Annotated in this window: 14 protein-coding genes; 10 read left to right on the top strand and 4 right to left on the bottom strand. The window is 71.0% G+C overall.

Going from position 1 to position 19,845, the window contains the following annotated elements:
- Positions 1-122 precede the first annotated feature (122 nt).
- A complete protein-coding gene (locus INP57_RS20540) occupies positions 123-452 on the top strand; it encodes a YnfA family protein (RefSeq protein ID WP_200071917.1) in 330 nt (109 codons plus the stop codon).
- Between the two features lie 6 nt (positions 453-458).
- Here the strand turns inward: INP57_RS20540 and INP57_RS20535 are convergent, their stop codons facing one another.
- The gene (locus INP57_RS20535; protein WP_200071916.1) at positions 459-803 is read right to left on the bottom strand and encodes an ArsR/SmtB family transcription factor; all 345 of its coding nucleotides are present in this window, start codon (positions 801-803) and stop codon (positions 459-461) included.
- Between the two features lie 131 nt (positions 804-934).
- Between INP57_RS20535 and INP57_RS20530 the strand changes: the two genes are divergently transcribed.
- From INP57_RS20530 to INP57_RS20515, 4 genes are all read left to right on the top strand, one after another.
- Positions 935-2,830: a heavy metal translocating P-type ATPase gene (locus INP57_RS20530; RefSeq protein WP_200071915.1), complete on the top strand. Its 1,896-nt coding sequence runs from the start codon at positions 935-937 to the stop codon at positions 2,828-2,830.
- Between the two features lie 39 nt (positions 2,831-2,869).
- Entirely contained in the window at positions 2,870-4,090 is a 1,221-nt protein-coding gene (locus INP57_RS20525; RefSeq protein WP_200071914.1) for a glycosyltransferase family 4 protein, read from the top strand.
- Positions 4,087-5,790: a hypothetical protein gene (locus INP57_RS20520; RefSeq protein WP_200071913.1), complete on the top strand. Its 1,704-nt coding sequence runs from the start codon at positions 4,087-4,089 to the stop codon at positions 5,788-5,790. The genes INP57_RS20525 and INP57_RS20520 overlap by 4 nt, the downstream gene beginning before the upstream one ends.
- 187 nt (positions 5,791-5,977) lie before the next feature.
- Positions 5,978-6,832, top strand: a complete 855-nt coding sequence (locus INP57_RS20515) for an NmrA family NAD(P)-binding protein (RefSeq protein ID WP_200071912.1) — start codon at positions 5,978-5,980, stop codon at positions 6,830-6,832.
- Positions 6,833-6,939: 107 nt separating this feature from the next.
- Here the strand turns inward: INP57_RS20515 and INP57_RS20510 are convergent, their stop codons facing one another.
- Positions 6,940-9,060 carry a tetratricopeptide repeat protein gene (locus tag INP57_RS20510; RefSeq protein ID WP_200071911.1) on the bottom strand — a complete coding sequence of 707 codons (2,121 nt, stop codon included), beginning with the start codon at positions 9,058-9,060 and terminating at the stop codon, positions 6,940-6,942.
- Positions 9,061-9,248: 188 nt separating this feature from the next.
- Between INP57_RS20510 and INP57_RS20505 the strand changes: the two genes are divergently transcribed.
- Positions 9,249-10,706 (top strand): 5,10-methylene-tetrahydrofolate dehydrogenase, encoded by a 1,458-nt coding sequence (locus INP57_RS20505; RefSeq protein ID WP_233627966.1) that lies wholly within the window; start codon positions 9,249-9,251, stop codon positions 10,704-10,706.
- A gap of 252 nt (positions 10,707-10,958) precedes the next feature.
- On the top strand, positions 10,959-11,819 hold the full coding sequence (locus tag INP57_RS20500) for an SAM-dependent methyltransferase (protein WP_200071910.1): 861 nt from the start codon (positions 10,959-10,961) through the stop codon (positions 11,817-11,819).
- A gap of 179 nt (positions 11,820-11,998) precedes the next feature.
- Here INP57_RS20500 and INP57_RS20495 read toward each other — a convergent pair whose 3' ends face one another.
- Complete coding sequence (locus tag INP57_RS20495) at positions 11,999-12,412, bottom strand: universal stress protein (protein ID WP_200071909.1); 414 nt, start codon at positions 12,410-12,412, stop codon at positions 11,999-12,001.
- A 72-nt stretch (positions 12,413-12,484) separates the two neighbouring features.
- Complete coding sequence (locus INP57_RS20490; protein ID WP_200071908.1) at positions 12,485-14,983, bottom strand: DEAD/DEAH box helicase; 2,499 nt, start codon at positions 14,981-14,983, stop codon at positions 12,485-12,487.
- A gap of 144 nt (positions 14,984-15,127) precedes the next feature.
- Here INP57_RS20490 and INP57_RS20485 point away from each other — a divergent pair, with 144 nt between their 5' ends.
- The 3 genes from INP57_RS20485 to scpA all read left to right on the top strand — a co-directional run bounded on the left by INP57_RS20485 (position 15,128) and on the right by scpA (position 19,803).
- The gene (locus INP57_RS20485) at positions 15,128-15,316 is read left to right on the top strand and encodes a DUF8847 domain-containing protein (RefSeq protein WP_200071907.1); all 189 of its coding nucleotides are present in this window, start codon (positions 15,128-15,130) and stop codon (positions 15,314-15,316) included.
- Positions 15,317-15,673: 357 nt separating this feature from the next.
- The gene (locus INP57_RS20480) at positions 15,674-17,575 is read left to right on the top strand and encodes a methylmalonyl-CoA mutase family protein (RefSeq protein WP_200071906.1); all 1,902 of its coding nucleotides are present in this window, start codon (positions 15,674-15,676) and stop codon (positions 17,573-17,575) included.
- Positions 17,575-19,803, top strand: a complete 2,229-nt coding sequence (gene scpA / locus INP57_RS20475; protein WP_200071905.1) for a methylmalonyl-CoA mutase — start codon at positions 17,575-17,577, stop codon at positions 19,801-19,803. The genes INP57_RS20480 and scpA overlap by 1 nt, the downstream gene beginning before the upstream one ends.
- The last annotated feature ends 42 nt before the right edge of the window (positions 19,804-19,845 follow it).

Raw genomic sequence — 19,845 nt, 5'->3', positions numbered from 1 at the left:
GGCCGGTGCGGTCGTCAACCGGTTGAGGTTTCTTCTCGGAACCCCTCGAAGCTCCGGACGGCGTGCTGCGCCAGGGGACGGGCACGGGGATCTTGCGCTCGCGCGCAAGTAAGCTCCGCGGCGTGCAGGTTCTGCGTTCGGTCGTGCTCTTCGTGCTGGCCGCGTTCGCCGAGATCGGCGGCGCGTGGCTGGTGTGGCAGGGCGTGCGGGAGCACAAGGGTCTGCTGTGGATGGGCGCGGGAGTGATCGCGCTCGGTGTCTACGGGTTGGTGGCGACGTTGCAGCCCGATGCGCACTTCGGCCGCATCCTCGCCGCCTACGGCGGGGTGTTCGTCGCGGGCTCGCTGCTGTGGGGTGTGCTGGTCGACGGGTTCCGGCCGGACCGCTGGGACCTCATCGGCGCGGCGCTGTGCCTGGCGGGCGTCGGCGTGATCATGTACGCGCCGCGGTGATCCCGGTCAGTCCGAGACGCCCAGCCGCAGGTGCTCGATGTGGTAAACGGCCTCGTCCAGCAGCTGCGCGACGTGGTTGTCGTAGAGCGAGTACACGACGCTGCGGCCGGACCGGTTCCCGCTGACCAGGCCCAGCGAGCGCAGCAGCCGCAGCTGGTGGGACACCGCGGAGGGTTCCATGCCCACGGCTTCGGCGAGTTCGCCGACCGGCCGGGCGCCCTGGCGCAGTTCGCTCAGGATCAACAGCCGCGAGGGCGTGGCCAGCGCTTGCAGCGTCTCGGCCACCGAGGACGCGGATGCCGCGTCCAGCTTCGCGGCGGGCGTCGCCCTGGCCTCGACTCCGTGACCCATGGGCGCAGTGTATCGGCAGGGGTTCGATGCCCCGTCCGATGATTTGCGGCCGATGATTACGGTCTGAACGATTGAACACCTGAGCAGTCATTCATGTATCTTGGCGGCGTCCGCACAGCAGAGGAGCCGCGATGCCGACCACGCTCACCCGCCCGGCCGCCGCCGGGGAGTCCGCGCCCGCGAGCAAGCGCGGCCTGTTCGCGCTCGCCGAGGCCCGCTGGGCGGGCGCCGCGCTGGCCGCCTACCTGCTCGGCTTGGCCGCGGACCTGGGCGGCGGCCCGTTGTGGCTGAGCTGGGCGCTGTACCTGACCTGCTACGTCACCGGCGGGTGGGAGCCGGCCTGGGCCGGGCTGCAGGCGTTGCGGGACAAGACGCTCGACGTGGACCTGCTGATGATCGTGGCCGCGATCGGTGCGGCGGCGATCGGGCAGGTCTCCGACGGCGGGCTGCTCATCGTCATCTTCGCCACCTCCGGTGCGCTGGAGGCCTTCGCGACCGCGCGCACCGAGGACTCCGTGCGCGGGCTGCTCGACCTCGCACCGGACACGGCGGTGCTGCTGCGCGACGGCGAAGAACGCACCGTGCGCACCGAAGACCTGGACGTCGGCGACGAGATCCTGGTCCGCCCCGGCGAGCGGATCGGCGCGGACGGCGAGGTCGTCGCGGGCGGCAGCGAGGTCGACCAGTCCAGCATCACCGGTGAACCGGTGCCCGCCGCCAAGACCGGCGGCGACGAGGTGTTCGCGGGCACGCTCAACGGTTCCGGGGCGCTGCGGGTGCGGGTGAGCCGGGACGCCTCGGAGTCGGTGATCGCGCGCATCGTGGCGATGGTCGCCGAGGCGGGCGCGACGAAGGCGCCGACGCAGCTGTTCATCGAGAAGGTGGAGCAGCGCTACTCGGTCGGCGTGGTCGTGGCGACCTTGGCGGTGTTCGGGATTCCGCTGCTGTTCGGCGAGGCGCTGGAAGGCGCGCTGCTGCGGGCGATGACCTTCATGATCGTCGCCTCGCCGTGCGCGGTGGTGCTGGCGACGATGCCGCCGTTGCTGTCCGCGATCGCCAACGCGGGCAGGCACGGCGTGCTGGTCAAGTCGGCGGTGGTGATGGAGCGGCTGGCCGACGCCGGGCGGGTCGCGCTGGACAAGACCGGCACGCTCACCGAAGGCGTGCCGCGTGTTGCCGAGCTGCGGGCCGAACCTGGGCACAACGAGCAGCGCGCGCTCGAGCTGGCCGCGGCTGCGGAGCTCTACAGCGAACATCCGCTGGGCAGGGCCGTGGTCTCCGCGGCACGGGAACGCGGTCTCGACGTGCTGGAGGCGACGGATTTCCAGGCGCTGCCCGGCCGGGGTGTCGCCGCCACGGTTTCCGGGCACCGCGTCGAAGTGCGCAGGCCGGACGAGTCCACCGGGCGGGTCGCCGAGGTCACCGCCTCCGGGCGCACCGCCGTAGTGGTCGTCGTCGATGGTGCGCAGGCCGCGGTGCTCGGGCTCACCGACCGGTTGCGCCCGGACGCGGCGGCCGCGGTGCGCGGGTTCCGATCCCTGACCGGAACCGGGCCGACGCTGCTGACCGGCGACAACGCGCCCGCTGCCGAGCGGATCGCCGCGGAGGCCGGGATCGACGACGTGCGCGCGGACCTGCTGCCGGACCAGAAGGTCGAGGCGGTGCGCGGGCTCGGCGAGCCCGCGCTGGCCGTCGGCGACGGCATCAACGACGCGCCCGCGCTGGCGGCCGCGCACGTCGGTGTGGCGATGGGCCGCGCCGGGTCGGACCTGACGCTGCGGACCGCGGACGCGGTGGTGGTCCGCGACGAACTCGCGGCGGTGCCGAAGGTCGCCGGACTGGCACGGCGTGCTCGGCGGCTGGTGCGGCAGAACCTGGTCATCGCCGGTTCGTTCATCGCCGTGCTGGTGGTGTGGGATCTCGTCGGCGAGTTGCCGTTGCCACTGGGCGTGGCCGGGCACGAGGGTTCCACCGTGCTGGTCGGGCTCAACGGGTTGCGGCTGCTGCGCGCCGCGGCGTGGCGGTGAGCTTCTTGCCCGCGCGGCGTCCTTTGCGACCATGATCGGATGGGATCGACCGTGGCCGTGGCGGTGCACGACGGGTACTTCGGGTGCGGGACCGGCGCGGGCGCGGCCAACCGCGCGTTCTTGAGCGTGCTGGCCGAGGTGTTGCCGCCACAGGTGCGCTTGGTTGTGCTGCCGGTCCGGCTGGACCCGGCAGGCGCCGAGTACCACGCGGAGTGGCACGCCGAAACCCGGGCGATGCTGCGCCGGGCCGAGGTTCATCCGGTCGGGAACGGCACCTGCGGCGCTGATCGATTCGGGACTCTGCCGGATTTCCGCCACCTTGCCCGGGAAACCTCGCGTGTTCTGCGGGAACGCGTTGTGCGGCAAGGGGATTCCGTGCTGTGCGTCGCTTTCGACGTGCCGTTCCTGGGATTGGCGGAGGCGGTACCGCCCGAGGTCCGGCTGGTGCTCGTGCCGCGTTCCACCGGCCTGCTGCACCAACCGCACGACACCGAACGGGTGCAGTGGGAACGCCGATGCCTGCGGGCCGCGGCGCGTCGCGGCGCGCGGATCGGCTGGATCTCCCGGTTCATGGCCGAGCATCTGCGCCGGGATCACGGAGTTCCGGACTCGGCGCTGGTGCCGCTGCCGGACGGGCTGCTCGACTCCGAGCGGCCACCGGTGGCGGACGTTCCCGTTGCGGCGCAACGAGGTTTCGTGCTCGCTTTCGGCAGGGCCGAGCCGTACAAGGGATTCGGCGACTTCATCGAGGCGCTGCGGCTGCTGGGTGCCGATGCCCGGCCGCACGTCGTGCTGGCCGCCGTCAGCGAAACCCCTGGGCGAACCGCCTACCAGCGGGAACTCGCCGCGGCGCTGCACGGGCTCCCGGTGACTTTCCTGGCCGACTTCGACCCGGCGGTGCGGGGAATGCTCGGTCATCCCGCGTTGCGCGCGGTGGTGGTGCCGTCCCGCAGCGAACCGTTCGGCCGCGTCCCGCTGGAGGCGTACGCGGCGGGTGCCGCACCGGTCGTGGCGACGCGGACCGGCGGGTTGACCGAGCAGGTCACCGACGGGGTCACCGGATTCCTCGCCGAACCCGGCGACCCCGCGGAACTGGCCCGAGCGCTGCGGAGGGCGTTGCGCTGCACGCCGGAACAACGCGCGATGATCCGGCGGCGGGCGACCGACGTGCTGGCGCGGCACGACTACCGGGAGTCGATCATCCGATTCCTGCGCGCGAACGGCTACCGTGTGCCCATGCTGGCGAGGAGCGCAGGTTGAGCGACGGGCTGGTGCGCACGATCGGGACGCAAGCCGCGCGCTGGCGAACCGTTGCGCCGCAACGGACTGTGCTCGTCGTCGTGCACAACGTCACGGCGATGACGCGGCTGCTGGACGTGCTCGCGCTGTTCGAAGGCGACTTCCGGGTCCAGCTCAGCTACACGTGGAACGGTTCGGATCCGTTCCCGGACGGACTGCACCGCATGCTCGCCGACCGCGGAATCCCGCTCGTGCCGTGGAATCAGGCGCTGCTGACCCGGTTCGACCTGGCGATCGCCGCCAACCTGGGCGGGCTGGTGGAGGTCGAGGCACCGATTCTCTCGATACCGCACGGAATTCGCTACACTAAAGTTTTGCCGCGGAGACCGGAGACCGGAGACCGGAGACCGGAGACCAGAGACGGGCGGCGGGCGTTCGGCCTCGACCCGCAGTGGGTGCTCTACGAAGGACGTCCCATCGCCTCGGCGCTGGTGCTTTCCCATGAGCAGCAACGGATCCAGCTCGCCGAGGCGGTCCCGGAGGCAGCCGGCAGCGCTGTGGTCGCGGGCGACGCCTGCTACGACCGGTTGCGCGCGAGCCTGCCGTGGCGCCCGGCCTACCGGCGCGCGCTCGGTGCGGACGGGCGCACCCTGCTGGTGGTCAGTTCGACCTGGTGGACCGAGTCGGTGCTGGGGCGCGCTCCGCAGCTGTTCGCCGAGCTGCTCGCCGAGTTCCCGGCCGACGAGTTCCGGATCGCCGCGATCCTGCACCCGAACATCTGGTACGGGCACGGCAGCAGCGAGGTCCACCGGATGCTGGCGCCGCACGAGCGTTCCGGGCTGGTCGTGGTGCCACCGGAATTCGGTTGGCGCGCGGCGCTGATCGCCGCGGACTACGTGCTCGGCGACCACGGCTCGGTGACCACTTACGGCGCAGCGCTGGGAAAACCGACGCTGCTGGCCGCCTTCCCGGAGTCCGAGGTCGCACCGGGGTCCATAGTGGACATTGTCGGGCGAACCGCCCCTCGCTTGTCCGGCGGCGAACCGGTCCGGCCCAGGCTGGACGATGCGGCCAGGACGGCCGGGAAGTTCGGCGCCATCAACGAACTCGTGACGTCCTGCCCGGACGAGGCGGCCGATCGGCTGCGCCGGTTGTGCTACGAGATGCTGCGGCTTCCCGAACCCGCGACCGAACCGCCGGTGCCGCCGGACGACCTCACCGGGCTGCCCGCGCGACCGTGGAGCTGGCGCCCGACGGCGGCCTACGCGCAAGCCGAGGTGCTTGCGGACGGTTCGCTGCGCGTGCGGCGGTTCGCGGCGGAAATGCTGCGCGCCGGGGAGTCTCCCGCGGACAGTCACTTGGTGGTCACCGCGAACCATCCCGGCCGGCGGCTGCGCGGAATCGCCGACGTGGTGGTGCTCACCGAGGACTGGCCGGATGTCGAGCAGTGCCTCGCCGAAGCGCTGGCCGGGCGGCCCGGTGCGCGCGTCGCTGCGGCGGTGGCCGGCGACTCGTGCCTGGTAAGGACCAGCACGGGCGAGACGGTGCGGATCACCGCTGCACGGCCGGGCTCGTGCGACCCGGCGTGCTTCGCCTCCGCTGTGCACGGATGGCTCGCAGCGGGCAACCGCCTCGGCGAGCTCGCTCAGCAGACCGCGGTCAACGGCGTGCCCGTGACCGTGTCCTATGTGGTCGCCGACCGGTACCGCAACGGCACTTGATCGGTCCGATGATCAAGCAGGTAGGTGGTGCGGCGGTCGCCGTCCAGAGCAGTGCCGCGTTCGAGAGCGAGGGCGTTGCCGACCTACTGTCGCAGGCAAGTCGAAGCTGTCCTGTACGGTCGATTTGTGCTGCCGCCCGCCACCAGGGCGGATGCGGTGCGGGCGGACGGGGAGAGAGGCCACGAGCATGATCGTTGTCACCGGCGCCACCGGTGGGCTGGGCAGCGCCACCGTCGAGAACCTCCTCGATCGCGTGCCCGCCGATCACATCGGCGTAAGCGTCCGCGACGTCGCCAAGGCGCAGCACTTCGCCGATCGCGGCGTCCGCGTGCGGCAGGGCTCCTACGAAGATCCGGCCGCGCTGCGCAACTCGTTCGCCGGTGCCGAGCAGGTGCTCCTGGTATCGGGCAACGATCCGGCGGCCGACGTGGTCGGCCTGCACCGCAACGCCATCGAGGCCGCCGTCGCGGCCGGTGCCCGGCGGATCCTCTACACGAGCCAGCAGGCCGCGGTGCCCGGCAACCCGTATCTGCCGTCCGAATTGCACATCGCCACCGAGTCGATCCTCGCGACGTCCCCGGTCGCTTGGACCGCACTGCGCAACGGCGCCTACGGCCCCCTCGACCAGGTACTCGGCCCGTGGCAGCAGACTGGTGAGATCGCCCGACCGCAAGACGGTCCCGTCCCGTACACCGACCGCGCGGACGTGGCCGAGGCCACCGCGGTCGTCCTCGCCGGCGACCGCGCCTTCGACGGCCCGATCACGCTCACCGCGCCGAGGGCCGTCACCTTCGACGATCTCGCGGCGATCGCCTCCGACCTGACCGGGCGCACCATCGAGCGCACCGTCCTGGACGACGAACAGTGGGTCGCCGAGGAGATCACGAACGGCGTGCCGGAACAGGCGGCCCGCCTCATGCTCACCTGGTACCAGGCCGGCCGCGACGGCTACTTCGCAACGGCCGATCCGCTGATGACCGAGCTCCTCGGTCGCGAGCCCAGCAGCGCCACCGACCGGCTCGCGGCCGACATCGCCGCCTGAAGCTCTAAGAAATTCTTTCAGAATGATTTGCGTAGCGGTGCCGGTAGCGGAACCTCAGCGGCTCCGCCGCTGACAAGACAAGACCGAAAATCATACTGAAACGACTCCTAAGACCGCGACGGACCGTCCTGCTCGGCGCGGTCCCACAGCGCTTGCGCGCGCTGCTGGCCGAGCACGGTCGCGACTTCAGCGGCTTCCCGCGCGCACGTGCTCGCCGCTTCCCGATCGCCGAGCCGTTCGTGGATCTCGCCGAGCAGCTCCAGCGCATCGACCCGCCAATCGGGAATCCGCAGCCGCACGAAGGAATCCAGCGCGAGCCGAGCCTGCTCCAACGCGGCCGCGGGCTCCGCCGTGCGCAGCTGCGCCTGTGCCAGCGGCAGCAGCACCTTGGCCACGTTCCCGGGCTCACCGAGGTCTTCGAAGACCTCGGCGGCGTCCCGCAACAACTCCTGCGCCTCCGCGAACCGGCCGAGCCGCACCAGGACCCGGCCCGCGTGCATCCTGTGGAGCGCAAGCGGGCGCCGCCGGCGCTGCGCCGGGAACCGCTCCGACACGATCGCCTTGGAGCGGTCGAAGCATTCCAGCGCGGCTTCGAGCGAACCCGTCCGTTCCAGCACGAACCCGGCCCACTCGGTGGCGCTCTGCTCGCCCCACGCATCTCCGTGCGCCACCGCGAGCGCACGCGCCCGCTCGAACTGCTCCGCGGCGGCGGAATCCTCGTGCACCGCGAACAACGCGGCGCCGTACTGCCAGCGCATCCGAGCTTGCGCCGCCGGGTCGGCGATCTCCTCCGCGGCGGAAACGCCGAGTTCGTGGCTGTCCAGCCAATCCCCGTACAGCGCGCGGTCCGAGTAGTACGGGTGCAGGCTTTCGCACAGCTGCCACACCTGTTCCCACATCGCGAGGTCGGCGGCGGTGCGCACCGCGGCGAGCAGGTTCGGCCGTTCCTCGGCGAGGTCCCGCAGCGCCTCCCCGCGCGCGTCCGGTCCACTGTGGGCAGTGGGCACCGCGGCGTAGCGCTGCTCGCTGATCCGGCGCCGCCCGGACAGCACCTTGTCCCGCCCGATCGCGAATTCGTGGTAGTCCACGACCATCCTGCTCAGCGCCGCGGCGAGCTCGCCGGCGTCACCCGCTTCGCGGCCGTGGTCGGCGACGTACAGCCGGGTGAGCGCGTGGAACCGGTAGCGCCCGCCCGCCCTGCTCAACAACCGCAGGCGCTGCAGGTCGTCCAGCAGTTCGGTGGTCTCGAACTCCGGCAGGTCGAGCATCGCGGCGGCCGTGCGCGCCGAGAACGTGGCACCGGGATGCGCCCCCAGCAGCCGGAAAGCGCGTTCTTGCGCGGCGGACAACTCCTCGTGCACCGCTTTGAACGCGACCTCGGAGAGCTCGGCCCCGTCGTCGAACCGCAGCCGCGGCAGCAGCCCGCGGGACAGGATTCCGTCCACATAGGAGGCGAGCGGTACCCGCCCGGCGAGCTTGCCGCGCAGCAGATCCAGCGCCAGCGGGTGGCCACCGCAGGCGTTGACCACCTTGCGCAGCGCCGCGCGGTCGTCGTCCGAAACCGGTTCGCCGAGATCGCGCCCGGCCAGCGCCTCCGCGTGCTCCGAGCCGAACGGTTCGACCGGCACCGAAACCGCGTCCAGCCCGAGGGTTTTGCGCGTGGTCACCAGGACGCAGCTGCGTTCCGACGCGGGCATGACCTCGGTTACCTGCGCGGTGCTGGCCGCGTCGTCGAGCACCACCAGCATCCTGCGGCCGCTGGTCAGGTTGCGGAAGACCGCCTGGCGATCGGCCGTCCGCACCGGAGTCATCGCGGGCGGAACACCCAGCTGGGCCAGGAACCCGCCGAGCAACTCGTCGGCACCGGCAGGGCCGCCCGGAGCGGAAGCCGCCAGGTCGGCGAACAGCGCTCCGTCCGGGAACAGGTGCTTGTTCGACCGGCCCCAGTGCACCGCCAGCGTCGTCTTGCCGACCCCCTGCATCCCGGGCAGCAGCGCAAGCAGCTGGGTTCCGGCGGCCTCGGCCGCGCGCAGGAGCTCGTCGAGCTTGCCGGACTCGTGCTCGCGGTCGAGGAATCCGGTGGGTTTCGCGGGCAGCGTGTCCGGTATCGCCGGGCCCGCGTGCTCGGACGACCCGAAGATGATCCGCTCGGCGTTGATCACGCCCGCCTGCACGAAATTTCCGTGCACCTGCGAGTTGTTGGAGTTGTGCCAGGCAGGATCGCCCATCGCCGCCCCCGGGAGGTCGTTGATCTTCTCCGGGTGCGACCTTACCGCGGGCGAAACGCGCACGGTGATCGATCGATCACCCGCGTTTGCCGCTGTCGCGAGTGGATACCCCGGGGCCGGTGCACCGGCACGGGCACCGCAGCTGCCGGGCGGGCGGCAACCGACCAGGAGCAGGAGGAATCCAGCGAATGAGCGCTGCGCAGCAGCCCGGTGAACCGCGGGACGACGCGAGCCCCGACGAGCACGACGGTTCGTCCGGCCCGGAAACCGATCGGGATCGGCGAACAGCTGACTCGAGTTCGGCGGGCTCGAACTCGGCGAACCGGGATGCGTCGGACGACGCGGCGGGCGAGAACGCAGCGGACCCGGGCGCAGCCGACGAAGACGCCGCCGACCAGGACACCGCGGCTCCGGACACCGCGAACCAGGGCGAAGCGGGCCGAGACCGGACGGCCCCGGACGAAGCGCAGCAGGAGCAGGACGAGACGGCCGGAGGCTCGGCCGGCACCGATCGCGACGAGATCGACCACCGCAGCAGCGAGGAGTCGCAGCGAGAAGCATCGGAAACCGGCGAGCCGGACCGCACGCTGGGCCTGGTCGCCGACCCGGACATGCCGGAGCGGGTGGCCCGCTACCTCGCCGAGGAACTGCCGGAGCTGCTGGGCGACACGCACACCTGGCGCGTCGAGGTCGATGTGGACCCGGTGACCGCCGGCCGCCGCAACACCCGGGACATCCTGCGCTCCACCCGGGAGCGGATGGACCAGCACGACTGGGACTACGCGATCTGCCTGACCGACCTGCCGGTGCGGGCGAACCGCAGACCGGTCGTGGCGGACGCGAACATCGACGAGCGCGTGGGCGTGGTCTCGCTGCCCACGCTCGGCGGCACCCAGCCGTACCGCCGGTCCCGGCAGGTCGTGCTGCAGCTGATGGACGAGCTCAACTGCGACGACGACGGCGGGGAGAACCGGCACGGGCTGGACAGCAAGCTCACCGAGCTGGTCGCCCCGATCCACCGGGAAAGCCGGGACCAGGACGGCGAGGTCGACGTGCGCTACTCCGCCACGCGAACGCGCGGGCGGGCGCGGCTGCTCAGCGGGATGGTGCGCACCAACCAGCCATGGCGACTGGTCTTCGGGCTGCGCAGCGCGCTCGCCGCGGCGTTGGCGACCAGCGCGTTCGGGCTCTCGTCCAGCACCATCTGGCAGATCGGCGACCTGCTCGGCACGACCCGGCAGGTGATCGCCTCGCTGGCTTCGATCGCGGTGCTGGTGTTCTGGCTGATCACCGCGCACGGGCTCTGGGAGCGGCGGCAGCGCAACAGCGAGCGCGACCGCGAGCAGGTGCTGCTCTACAACACCTCCACCGTGCTCACGCTGACGATCGGGGTCAGCACGATGTACGCCGGGCTGTTCGTGGTCAACCTGCTCGTGGCGCTGTTCCTGGTGCCGACGAATCTGTTGACCAGCACGCTCGGGCACGCGGAGTTCAGCGTCTACGTGTCGCTGGCCTGGGGATTCACCACCATGGGCGTGGTCGCCGGTGCGCTCGGATCGAGCCTGGAATCGGATCAGGCGGTGCGGCAGGCCGCTTACGGCTATCGCGAGGAGCAGCGCCGCGGAGAACGCAGGCGGGAAGGCTGAGAGGACTCCGCTCGGAAAACGACCGCGATCGACCGGTTGACGCGTTTCCTGCTGCACGCTCAATATTTGCATTGAGTTCAGACGGATCACCGCGATCAGTCGATCTTGCACCGGACTTGGGCGGTGACCTGCACGGATGCGATTCGTCCCAATTAGCCGGAAGCCGAACACGTCACAACATAGTTGCGTGTCGCAACCTTTCGGTTAGCCTCGTCGGCAACGAATGTGAAAGGCATACGGAAAGGTGCACTCGTGACCGTTCACGAGCAATGGGACATCGTCTCCAGCGTCGGCTTCACCGCGCTGGCCGTCGCCGAAGGCCGCGCGATCGAATCCCGCCAGGAGAACCGGCTGATCAACGATCCCTACGCCGCCGACCTGGCCGCGGCCGCGGATGCGCCGCAGTTCAAAGGACCCGAAGCGGCCGAGATCCTGCAGCAGTTCGCGGGCGGCTACCTCGGCGTGCGGACCCGCTACTTCGACGAGTTCTTCCTGCGCGCCGCCGCGAGCGGGGCCCGCCAGGCCGTCATCCTCGCCTCCGGCCTGGACACCCGCGCGCACCGGCTGAACTGGCCGGACGGGATGCGCGTGTTCGAGATCGACCAGCAGAAGGTCATCGACTTCAAGGTCGACACCCTGCGGCAGCTCGGCGCGCAGCCCACCGCCGAATGGCACCCGATCCCGGTCGACCTGCGCGACGACTGGGCGACCGCGCTCAAGGACGCCGGTTTCGACACCGGCGTTCCCACCGCGTGGCTCGCCGAAGGGCTGCTGCCCTACCTGCCCGCGGCGGCCGAAGCGCAACTGCTGCAGACCGTGACCCAGTTCTCCGCGCCGGGCAGCCGTGTCTCCATCGAGCACTTCGCGGGCAACATCGCCGCGGCGCTGCAGAACGAGCAGCTCATCGAGATGGCCAAGGAATGGGGCATGGACCTGCCCTCGCTGTTCAGCGGCGAAGAGCGGCCCGACGCCGATGACGAGCTGCGCAAGCTCGGCTGGACCGTGCGCCACGACCCGGCGCTGGAAGTCGCCGCGAGCTACGGCCGCACCTTCAGCGAGTTCGAGGAGCAGATGCAGGCCGGTCAGTTCCTCACCGCGCACCTGGACGGCTGAACCCGGTCACCGGATCCGACGCGCGATCGCCCCTGTTCTCGGCGGGAACAGGGGCGATCGGCGGCGGTTCGCCGCAGCGGTGCGCTCAGCGCAAACCGGCGGTGCTACCGCACGGCTCAGATTTCGGTGCTACCGCACGGCTCAGATTTCGGTGCTACCGCACGGCGCAAATTTCGGTGCTACCGCACCACGAGAACCGGGCAACGGGCGTGGTGCACGAGCTTCAACGCCACCGAGCCCACCATCATGCCGGTGAACGCACCGTGCCCCTTGTTGCCCAGCACCATCATGTCCGCCTGCGGCGACAACCCCACCAGCTCGTCCACCACGTGCCCGCGGATCAGCCGCTCGCGGATGTCGACGGACGGGAACTCCGCGCGCACCGCCTCGGCCACCTTGTCGAGCTGCTGCCGGGCGCGCTGCTCCAGCTCGGAATCCGAGGTGGGCAGCCGGTAGCCGAACTGCACCGGCTGGTGCCACACCGAAACGGCGTGCACCAGACCTCCCACCTTCTGCACGTACTCCGCGGCCCAGCGCAGCGCCCGCTGCGACTCGTCGGACCCATCAATGCCTGCGACAACGGTCTGCGGCATGTCGCTCCTTCCGATCGCGGCCGAAAGTAGATCTTATGGGCGAAATCGGACGGAGGCCACCAGCACACGCCGTTACTGCGGACCGACCGACTTCACCTTCACCTCGGCGTGCCCCTGTTCGTCGGTCGCGGCCAGGTCGACTTCGGCGCTGATGCCCCAGTCGTGATCGCCTTCCGGGTCGGCGAAGATCTGCCGCACCAGCCAGCGCCCGGCCTCCTCGCTGATCATGAGCAGCGCGGGGCCCCGCGCGTCGGCGTCGATGCCGATCTCGTCGTACTCCGCGAAGTAGCCCTCCAGCGCCTCGTCCCAGGCCTGCGCGCCGAACTCCGGATCCAGCTCGCCGAGCTGATCGGTCCAGCGCCGCGCGGCCAGCTCCACGCGGCGGAACATCGCGTTGCGCACCTGCACCCGCAGCGCCCGCTTGTTCTGCGAGAGCTTCGCGGGCCCCTGCTCGGCCGGCGCCTCCGCGGTGACCTCGGCACCGGGATTGCGCAGCCTCTCCCACTCGTCGAGCAGGCTCGAGTCGACCTGCCGCACCAACTCGCCGAGCCATTCGATGATGTCGGTGAGCTCTTCGGTCTTGGCGTCATCGGGCACCGTGTGCCGCAGCGCCTTGTAGACGTCGGCGAGGTAGCGCAGCACCAGCCCTTCCGAGCGGGCCAGCCCGTAGTGGTTGACGAACTCCACGAAGTTCATCGCGCGCTCGTACATGTCCCGGGCCACCGACTTGGGCGACAGCTCGTGCTCGGCGACCCACGGGTGGCCCTTGCGGTAGGTCTCGTAGGCGGCTTCGAGGACGTCTTCGAGCGGCTTCGGGTAGGTGATGTCCTCGAGCAGTTCCATCCGCTCGTCGTATTCGATCCCGTCGGCCTTCATCCGCGCCACGGCCTCACCGCGGGCCTTGAACTGCTGCGCCGAGAGCACCTGCCGCGGATCGTCCAACGTGGACTCGATGATGGACAGCACGTCCAGCGCGTAAGTCGGCGAGTCGGTCGCCAGCAGCTCGATCGCGGCCAGCGCGAACGGGGACAACGGCTGGTTGAGCGCGAAGTCGAACTGCAGGTCCACCGTCACCCGCACCCGGCGGCCCTGCTCGTCGGGCTCGGCCAGCTCCTCGACGACCCCGGCGGCCAGCAGCGCCCGGTAGATCGCGATGGCGCGCAGGATGTGCCTGCGCTGCGCCGGGCGGTCCTCGTGGTTGTCGGTGAGCAGGTGCTTCATCGCGGCGAACGCGTCGCCGGGGCGGTTGATCACGTTCAGCAGCATCGAGTGGCTGACCCCGAAGCTGGACACCAGCGGTTCCGGCTCGGCTTCGACGAGCTTGTCGAAGGTCTTCTCGCTCCAGGACACGAAACCCTCGGGCGCCTTCTTGCGCACCACCTTGCGCCGCTTCTTCGGGTCGTCGCCCGCTTTGGCCAGCGCCTTGGCGTTCTCGATCTCGTGCTCGGGAGCCTGCACCACGACGTAACCCGCGGTGTCGTAGCCCGCCCGGCCCGCGCGCCCGGCGATCTGGTGGAACTCGCGGGCCTTGAGGTGCCGGGTTCGGGTCCCGTCGAACTTGGTCAGCCCGGTCAGCAGCACCGTGCGGATCGGCACGTTGATGCCGACGCCGAGCGTGTCGGTGCCGCAGATGACCTTCAGCAGGCCCGCCTGCGCCAGCTGCTCCACCAGCCGCCGGTACTTCGGCAGCATCCCCGCGTGGTGCACGCCGATGCCGTGGCGCACCAGCCGGGACAGCGTCTTGCCGAACCCGGCGGTGAACCGGAAGCCGCCGATCATCTCCGCGATCCGGTCCCGCTGCTCGCGGCTGGCGACGTTGACGCTCATCAGGCCTTGCGCCTGCTCCAGCGCGGAGGCCTGGTTGAAGTACACGATGTAGACAGGTGCCTGGTTGCCGCCGAGCAGCTCCTCGATCGTCTCGTGCAGCGGCGTCATCGCGTAGCGGAACGTCAGCGGGATCGGGCGTTCGGCGGAGCTGACCACCGCGGTCTCCCGGCCGGTGCGGCGGGTGAGGTCCCGCTCGAACCGGGTGACGTCGCCGAGCGTGGCCGACATCAGCACGAACTGGGCCTGCGGGAGCTCCAGCAGCGGCACCTGCCACGCCCAGCCGCGTTCCGGCTCCGCGTAGAAGTGGAACTCGTCCATCACCACCTGGCGCACGTCGGCGCGTTCGCCGTCCCGCAGCGCGATGTTCGCCAGGATCTCCGCGGTGCAGCAGATGATCGGCGCGTCCGCGTTGACGCTGCTGTCGCCGGTCATCATGCCGACGTTGTCCGGGCCGAAGACGTCGACGAGCGCGAAGAACTTCTCCGAGACCAGTGCCTTGATCGGCGCGGTGTAGAAGCTGCGCGCGCCCGCGGCCAGCGCGGTGAAGTGCGCTCCGGTGGCGACCAGGCTCTTGCCGGACCCGGTCGGGGTGCTGAGGATGACGTTCGCGCCGGTGACCACCTCCATCAGCGCCTCTTCCTGCGCCGGGTACAGCTCGATGCCGTGCCCGGAAGTCCAGGTGGTGAACGCCTCGAGCAGGCCGTCGGGGTCAGGGGCGCCGGGCAGGTGGTCCGTCAGATTCATGGCCCCCGAATCGTCCCCGCCCGCCTTCGGCGCACCGCAGCCGGGGTCGCGCGCGCAACGGCCCGCGCGGTTTCTCACCCGATCGGGTAGCCGGTCGCTGTTCGGGGGTGGATCGCCGCGGCGCGGAACGCGGAGACTCGGGGCATGCCGGAACGACAGGTGCGGTTCATCGGCGGGCCGCTGGACGGGCGCGAGCAGGAGCTGCGCGAATCGGAGGCGGTGCACGGGCGCCTGCTCCGGCACATCCACCTGCACGAGGGGCCGAAGATCGTCACCCGGTACCGGCTGCACTACAGCAACGACGCGGGCTGGGAGTACCACACCGAGCACTGAGGCGGGGGCACTGAGGCGGGCTCCGTTCCAGGGCGCAGGGCCGGTTCCCGGGCGCCGTGGCCGAGATCCACCCGGTTCAGCGATGCGAACGTGCGTTCGGATCAGGATGATGAAGTCATGAACCTGATGACCACGCCGCGTGCGACCGGAATCCCCGCGACCGGAATCCCGGCGACCGGCTCCCCGGCGACCGGAACCCGGGCGGCCGGATCTCCGGGGACCGGCTCCCGGAGCTTCGCGCCCGGTCGGGCCGAGCGCGCGCATGCCGGAGCCGTGCGGGCGGCGCAGGAATCTTGGGACGTGAGTCACAGGTCAGCGCCCGTTCCGCCGCCTGCGCGAGTCCTACCATCGGGCTCCATGGCGCCCTCAGACCGGCTCTCAACGCCGAGCAGCCCCCGCCCCGGGCTTCGCCTGGGCGGTGAGTTCCCGCAGCCCACCTACCAGGAATGGCAGGCGCAGGTGGAGAAGATCCTGCGCCGCACCGGCCGGATCGCCGAGGGCGAGCCCGCGCCGGACGATCCCGCCGCACTGCTGAACTCCACCACCTACGACGAGATCACCGTGCGGCCGCTGTACGCCTCCGCGGCCGGTGACTCCGGTCTGCCCGGCTTCGCGCCCTACGTGCGCGGCAGCAGCCCGGAGGGATCCGCGCCGGAGGGCTGGGACGTGCGGCAGGAGCACGCGGACCCGGATGCGGCACGGACGAACCAGGAGGTGCTCGCCGACCTCAACGGCGGGGCCACCTCCCTGACGCTGCGGCTCGGCGCGGGCGGGATCGCCGTCGACGACCTCGCCGACGCGCTGCACGGCGTGCACCTGGACATGATCGGGGTGGTGCTGGACGCGGGTGCGCAGGCCCCGCAGGCCGCGGCGAAGCTGCTGGAGATCGCCGCGGATCAGCAGGTCGCGCCCAGCGCGCTGCGCGGCAACCTCGGTGCCGACCCGCTCGGCGTCGAGGCGCGCACCGGCCGCGAGGCCGGGCCGGCGGAGGCCGTGCAACTGGCGCGGCAGTGCGCCGCGGAGCTGCCGGGAATGCGGGCGATCACCGTGGACGCTCAGCCGTACCACGAGGCGGGCGGCTCGGACGGCGAAGAACTCGGTGCCTCGCTGGCGGCGGGCGTGACCTATCTGCGCTGGCTGACGGCGCCACCACCGGACGGCGCGGGGCTGGACGTCGGTACCGCCTGCGGGTTGCTGGAGTTCCGCTACGCCGCGACCGCCGACCAATTCCTCAGCATCGCGAAGCTGCGTGCCGCGCGGCGGCTGTGGGAGCAGGTCGCCCGGCAGTCCGGCGCGCCCGCGTCCGCGCGGGCGCAGCGCCAGCACGCAGTGACCTCCGCGGCGATGCTGACCCGCCGCGACCCGTGGGTGAACATGCTGCGTTCGACGATCGCCACCTTCGCCGCCGGCGTCGGCGGGGCGCAGGCGATCACGGTGCGGCCGTTCGACGCCGCGATCGGGCTTCCGGACCCGTTCGCCCGCCGCGTCGCCCGGAACACGCAGGCACTGCTGCTGGACGAGTCGCACCTGGCGCAGGTGATCGATCCGGCGGGCGGGTCCTGGTACGTCGAGACGCTGACCGACGAGCTGGCCGACGCCGCCTGGGGCTGGTTCCGCGAGATCGAAGGCGCCGGCGGACTGCCCGCTGCGCTGCGTTCCGGGATGGTCGCCGATCGGCTGTCGGCGACCTGGCAGCGCCGCCGGACCGCGCTGGCGCACCGCGACGACCCGATCACCGGCGTCAGCGAGTTCCCGAACCTCGACGAACGAACCCTGGATCGCGAGCCCGTCCCGGCCGAACCGTCCGGCGGACTGCCGAAGGTGCGCTACGCCCAGGACTTCGAGCAGCTGCGCGACGCCGCGGACGCGCAGGCCGAGCGGACCGGCGAGCGACCCGCCGTCTTCCTCGCCACGCTCGGGCCGCTGGCGACCTACAACGCACGCTCCGGTTTCGCCCGGAACCTGTTCGCCGCCGGTGGGCTGGCGACGCCCGAAGCAGGCCCCACAGAATCCACGCAGGAGGTCCTGCGGGCTTACGCCGAGCAGCCCAGCCCGGTGGTGTGCCTGTGCTCGGCGGACCAGATCTACGCCGAGCGCGCCACCGAAACGGCCAGGGCGTTGCAGGAAGCCGGCGCCGAATCCGTGCTGCTGGCCGGAAAACCGAAGGACCGACCGGACGATGTGGACGGTTTCGTGCACACCGGCTGCGACGCGGTCGAGGTCCTGCGCACCGCGCACCGCACGTTGGGAGTCGAGTGATGAGCATCCCGAACTTCGCGGACATTCCGCGGGACGAGGCGCCGTCCGCTGCCGGCGGGCCTGCCGGGAACGGGAACTCCGGCGATTGGGACTCCGCGGTGCTCTCGGCCACCGGCAAGGAGGCCGACGCCCTGGTGTGGGAGGCGCCGGAGGGCATCGGCATCAAACCGCTCTACACCGAGGCCGACACCGCCGAGCTGGATTTTCTGGGCACCTACCCGGGAATCGCGCCGTTCCTGCGCGGGCCGTACCCGACGATGTACGTGAACCAGCCGTGGACGGTGCGCCAGTACGCCGGGTTCTCCACCGCGGCGGCGTCGAACGCCTTCTACCGCCGCAACCTCGCGGCCGGGCAGAAGGGGCTGTCGGTGGCGTTCGACCTGGCCACCCACCGCGGCTACGACTCCGATCACCCGCGCGTGGGCGGTGACGTCGGCATGGCCGGGGTGGCGATCGACTCGATCTACGACATGCGCCAGCTCTTCGACGGCATCCCGCTGGACAGGATGAGCGTGTCGATGACGATGAACGGCGCGGTGCTGCCGGTGATGGCGCTCTACATCGTCGCCGCGGAAGAACAGGGCGTGCCGCCGGAAAAGCTCGCGGGGACCATTCAGAACGACATCCTCAAGGAGTTCATGGTCCGCAACACCTACATCTACCCGCCGCAGCCGTCGATGCGGATCATCTCGGACATCTTCGCCTACACCTCGCAGCGGATGCCGAAGTTCAATTCGATCTCCATCTCCGGTTACCACATCCAGGAGGCCGGGGCCACGGCCGACCTGGAGCTGGCCTACACCCTCGCGGACGGCGTGGAGTACCTGCGCGCGGGCAAGCAGGCCGGCCTGGACATCGACGCGTTCGCGCCCCGGCTGTCGTTCTTCTGGGGCATCGGGATGAACTTCGCGATGGAGGTCGCGAAGCTGCGCGCCGCCCGCCTGCTGTGGGCGAAGCTGGTCAAGGAATTCGGCGCGCAGAACCCGAAATCGCTGTCGCTGCGCACCCATTCGCAGACTTCCGGCTGGTCGCTGACCGCGGCGGACGTCTACAACAACGTCGCGCGCACCTGCGTGGAGGCGATGGCCGCCACCCAGGGCCACACCCAGTCCCTGCACACCAACGCGCTCGACGAGGCGCTGGCGCTGCCGACGGACTTCTCCGCGCGCATCGCGCGCAACACCCAGCTGGTGCTGCAGCAGGAATCCGGCACCACCCGGGTCGTCGACCCGTGGGGCGGCAGCCACTACATCGAGCGGTTGACCCAGGACCTCGCCGACCGGGCGTGGGCGCACATCACCGAGGTCGAGGGCGCGGGCGGGATGGCCCAGGCCATCGACGCGGGCATCCCGAAGCTGCGGGTCGAGGAGGCGGCCGCGCGCACCCAGGCGCGCATCGACTCCGGGCGGCAGCCGCTGATCGGCATCAACAAGTACCGCTTCGACGGCGACGAGCAGATCGACGTGCTCAAGGTGGACAACGCCGAGGTCCGCGCCGAGCAGTTGGACAAGCTGCGCAGGCTGCGCGAGGAACGCGACGACGCCGCGTGCGAGGACGCGTTGCGCAAGCTCACCGGCGCGGCCGAAGCCGCGATGTCCGACGAGCGGCCGAACGACCTGGACCACAACCTGCTCACCCTCGCCGTCGACGCGGCCCGCGCGAAGGCCACCGTCGGTGAGATCTCCGAGGCCATGGAGAAGGTGTTCGGCCGCCACTCCGGCCAGATCCGCACCATCTCCGGGGTGTACCGGGACGAGTCCGGTCCGTCCGAGTCGCTGGAACGCGCCCGCGGAGTCGTCGAGGAGTTCGCCGAGGCCGAGGGGCGGCGGCCGCGCCTGCTGGTCGCGAAGATGGGCCAGGACGGGCACGACCGCGGTCAGAAGGTGATCGCCACCGCCTTCGCCGACCTCGGTTTCGACGTGGACGTGGGCCCGCTGTTCCAGACCCCGGCCGAGGTGGCGCGCCAGGCCGCGGAGTCCGATGTGCACATCGTCGGGGTGTCCTCGTTGGCGGCCGGGCACCTGACGCTGGTGCCCGCCCTGCGCGACGAACTCGCCGAGGTGGGCCGCGAAGACATCATGATCGTGGTCGGCGGGGTGATCCCGCCCGCGGACTTCGAGGCGCTGCACGACGCGGGCGCGAACGCGATCTTCCCGCCCGGCACCGTCATCGCCGAGGCCGCGCTCGGCGTGCTGGCGGACCTGCGGACCCGTCTCGACCTCGACTGAGGTTTCGCTACCCGACCCACTGAGCAGATCCATTCCGCAAGG

It is taken from the genome of Saccharopolyspora galaxeae, from assembly GCF_016526145.1.
Taxonomy (GTDB): Bacteria; Actinomycetota; Actinomycetes; order Mycobacteriales; family Pseudonocardiaceae; genus Saccharopolyspora_C; species Saccharopolyspora_C galaxeae.
Note: the sequence above shows the minus strand (reverse complement) of the source record. Positions and strands in the feature narration are given on the sequence as shown.

What these genes read in the sequence shown, in the direction of transcription:
- INP57_RS20535 (WP_200071916.1), bottom strand. Translation starts at nt 803, where the DNA reads ATGGGTCACGGAGTCGAGGCCAGGGCGACGCCCGCCGCGAAGCTGGAC.
- INP57_RS20530 (WP_200071915.1), top strand. Translation starts at nt 935, where the DNA reads ATGCCGACCACGCTCACCCGCCCGGCCGCCGCCGGGGAGTCCGCGCCC.
- INP57_RS20525 (WP_200071914.1), top strand. Translation starts at nt 2,870, where the DNA reads ATGGGATCGACCGTGGCCGTGGCGGTGCACGACGGGTACTTCGGGTGC.
- INP57_RS20515 (WP_200071912.1), top strand. Translation starts at nt 5,978, where the DNA reads ATGATCGTTGTCACCGGCGCCACCGGTGGGCTGGGCAGCGCCACCGTC.
- INP57_RS20510 (WP_200071911.1), bottom strand. Translation starts at nt 9,060, where the DNA reads ATGGGCGATCCTGCCTGGCACAACTCCAACAACTCGCAGGTGCACGGA.
- INP57_RS20505 (WP_233627966.1), top strand. Translation starts at nt 9,249, where the DNA reads ATGAGCGCTGCGCAGCAGCCCGGTGAACCGCGGGACGACGCGAGCCCC.
- INP57_RS20495 (WP_200071909.1), bottom strand. Translation starts at nt 12,412, where the DNA reads ATGCCGCAGACCGTTGTCGCAGGCATTGATGGGTCCGACGAGTCGCAG.
- INP57_RS20490 (WP_200071908.1), bottom strand. Translation starts at nt 14,983, where the DNA reads ATGAATCTGACGGACCACCTGCCCGGCGCCCCTGACCCCGACGGCCTG.
- INP57_RS20485 (WP_200071907.1), top strand. Translation starts at nt 15,128, where the DNA reads ATGCCGGAACGACAGGTGCGGTTCATCGGCGGGCCGCTGGACGGGCGC.
- INP57_RS20480 (WP_200071906.1), top strand. Translation starts at nt 15,674, where the DNA reads ATGGCGCCCTCAGACCGGCTCTCAACGCCGAGCAGCCCCCGCCCCGGG.
- scpA (WP_200071905.1), top strand. Translation starts at nt 17,575, where the DNA reads ATGAGCATCCCGAACTTCGCGGACATTCCGCGGGACGAGGCGCCGTCC.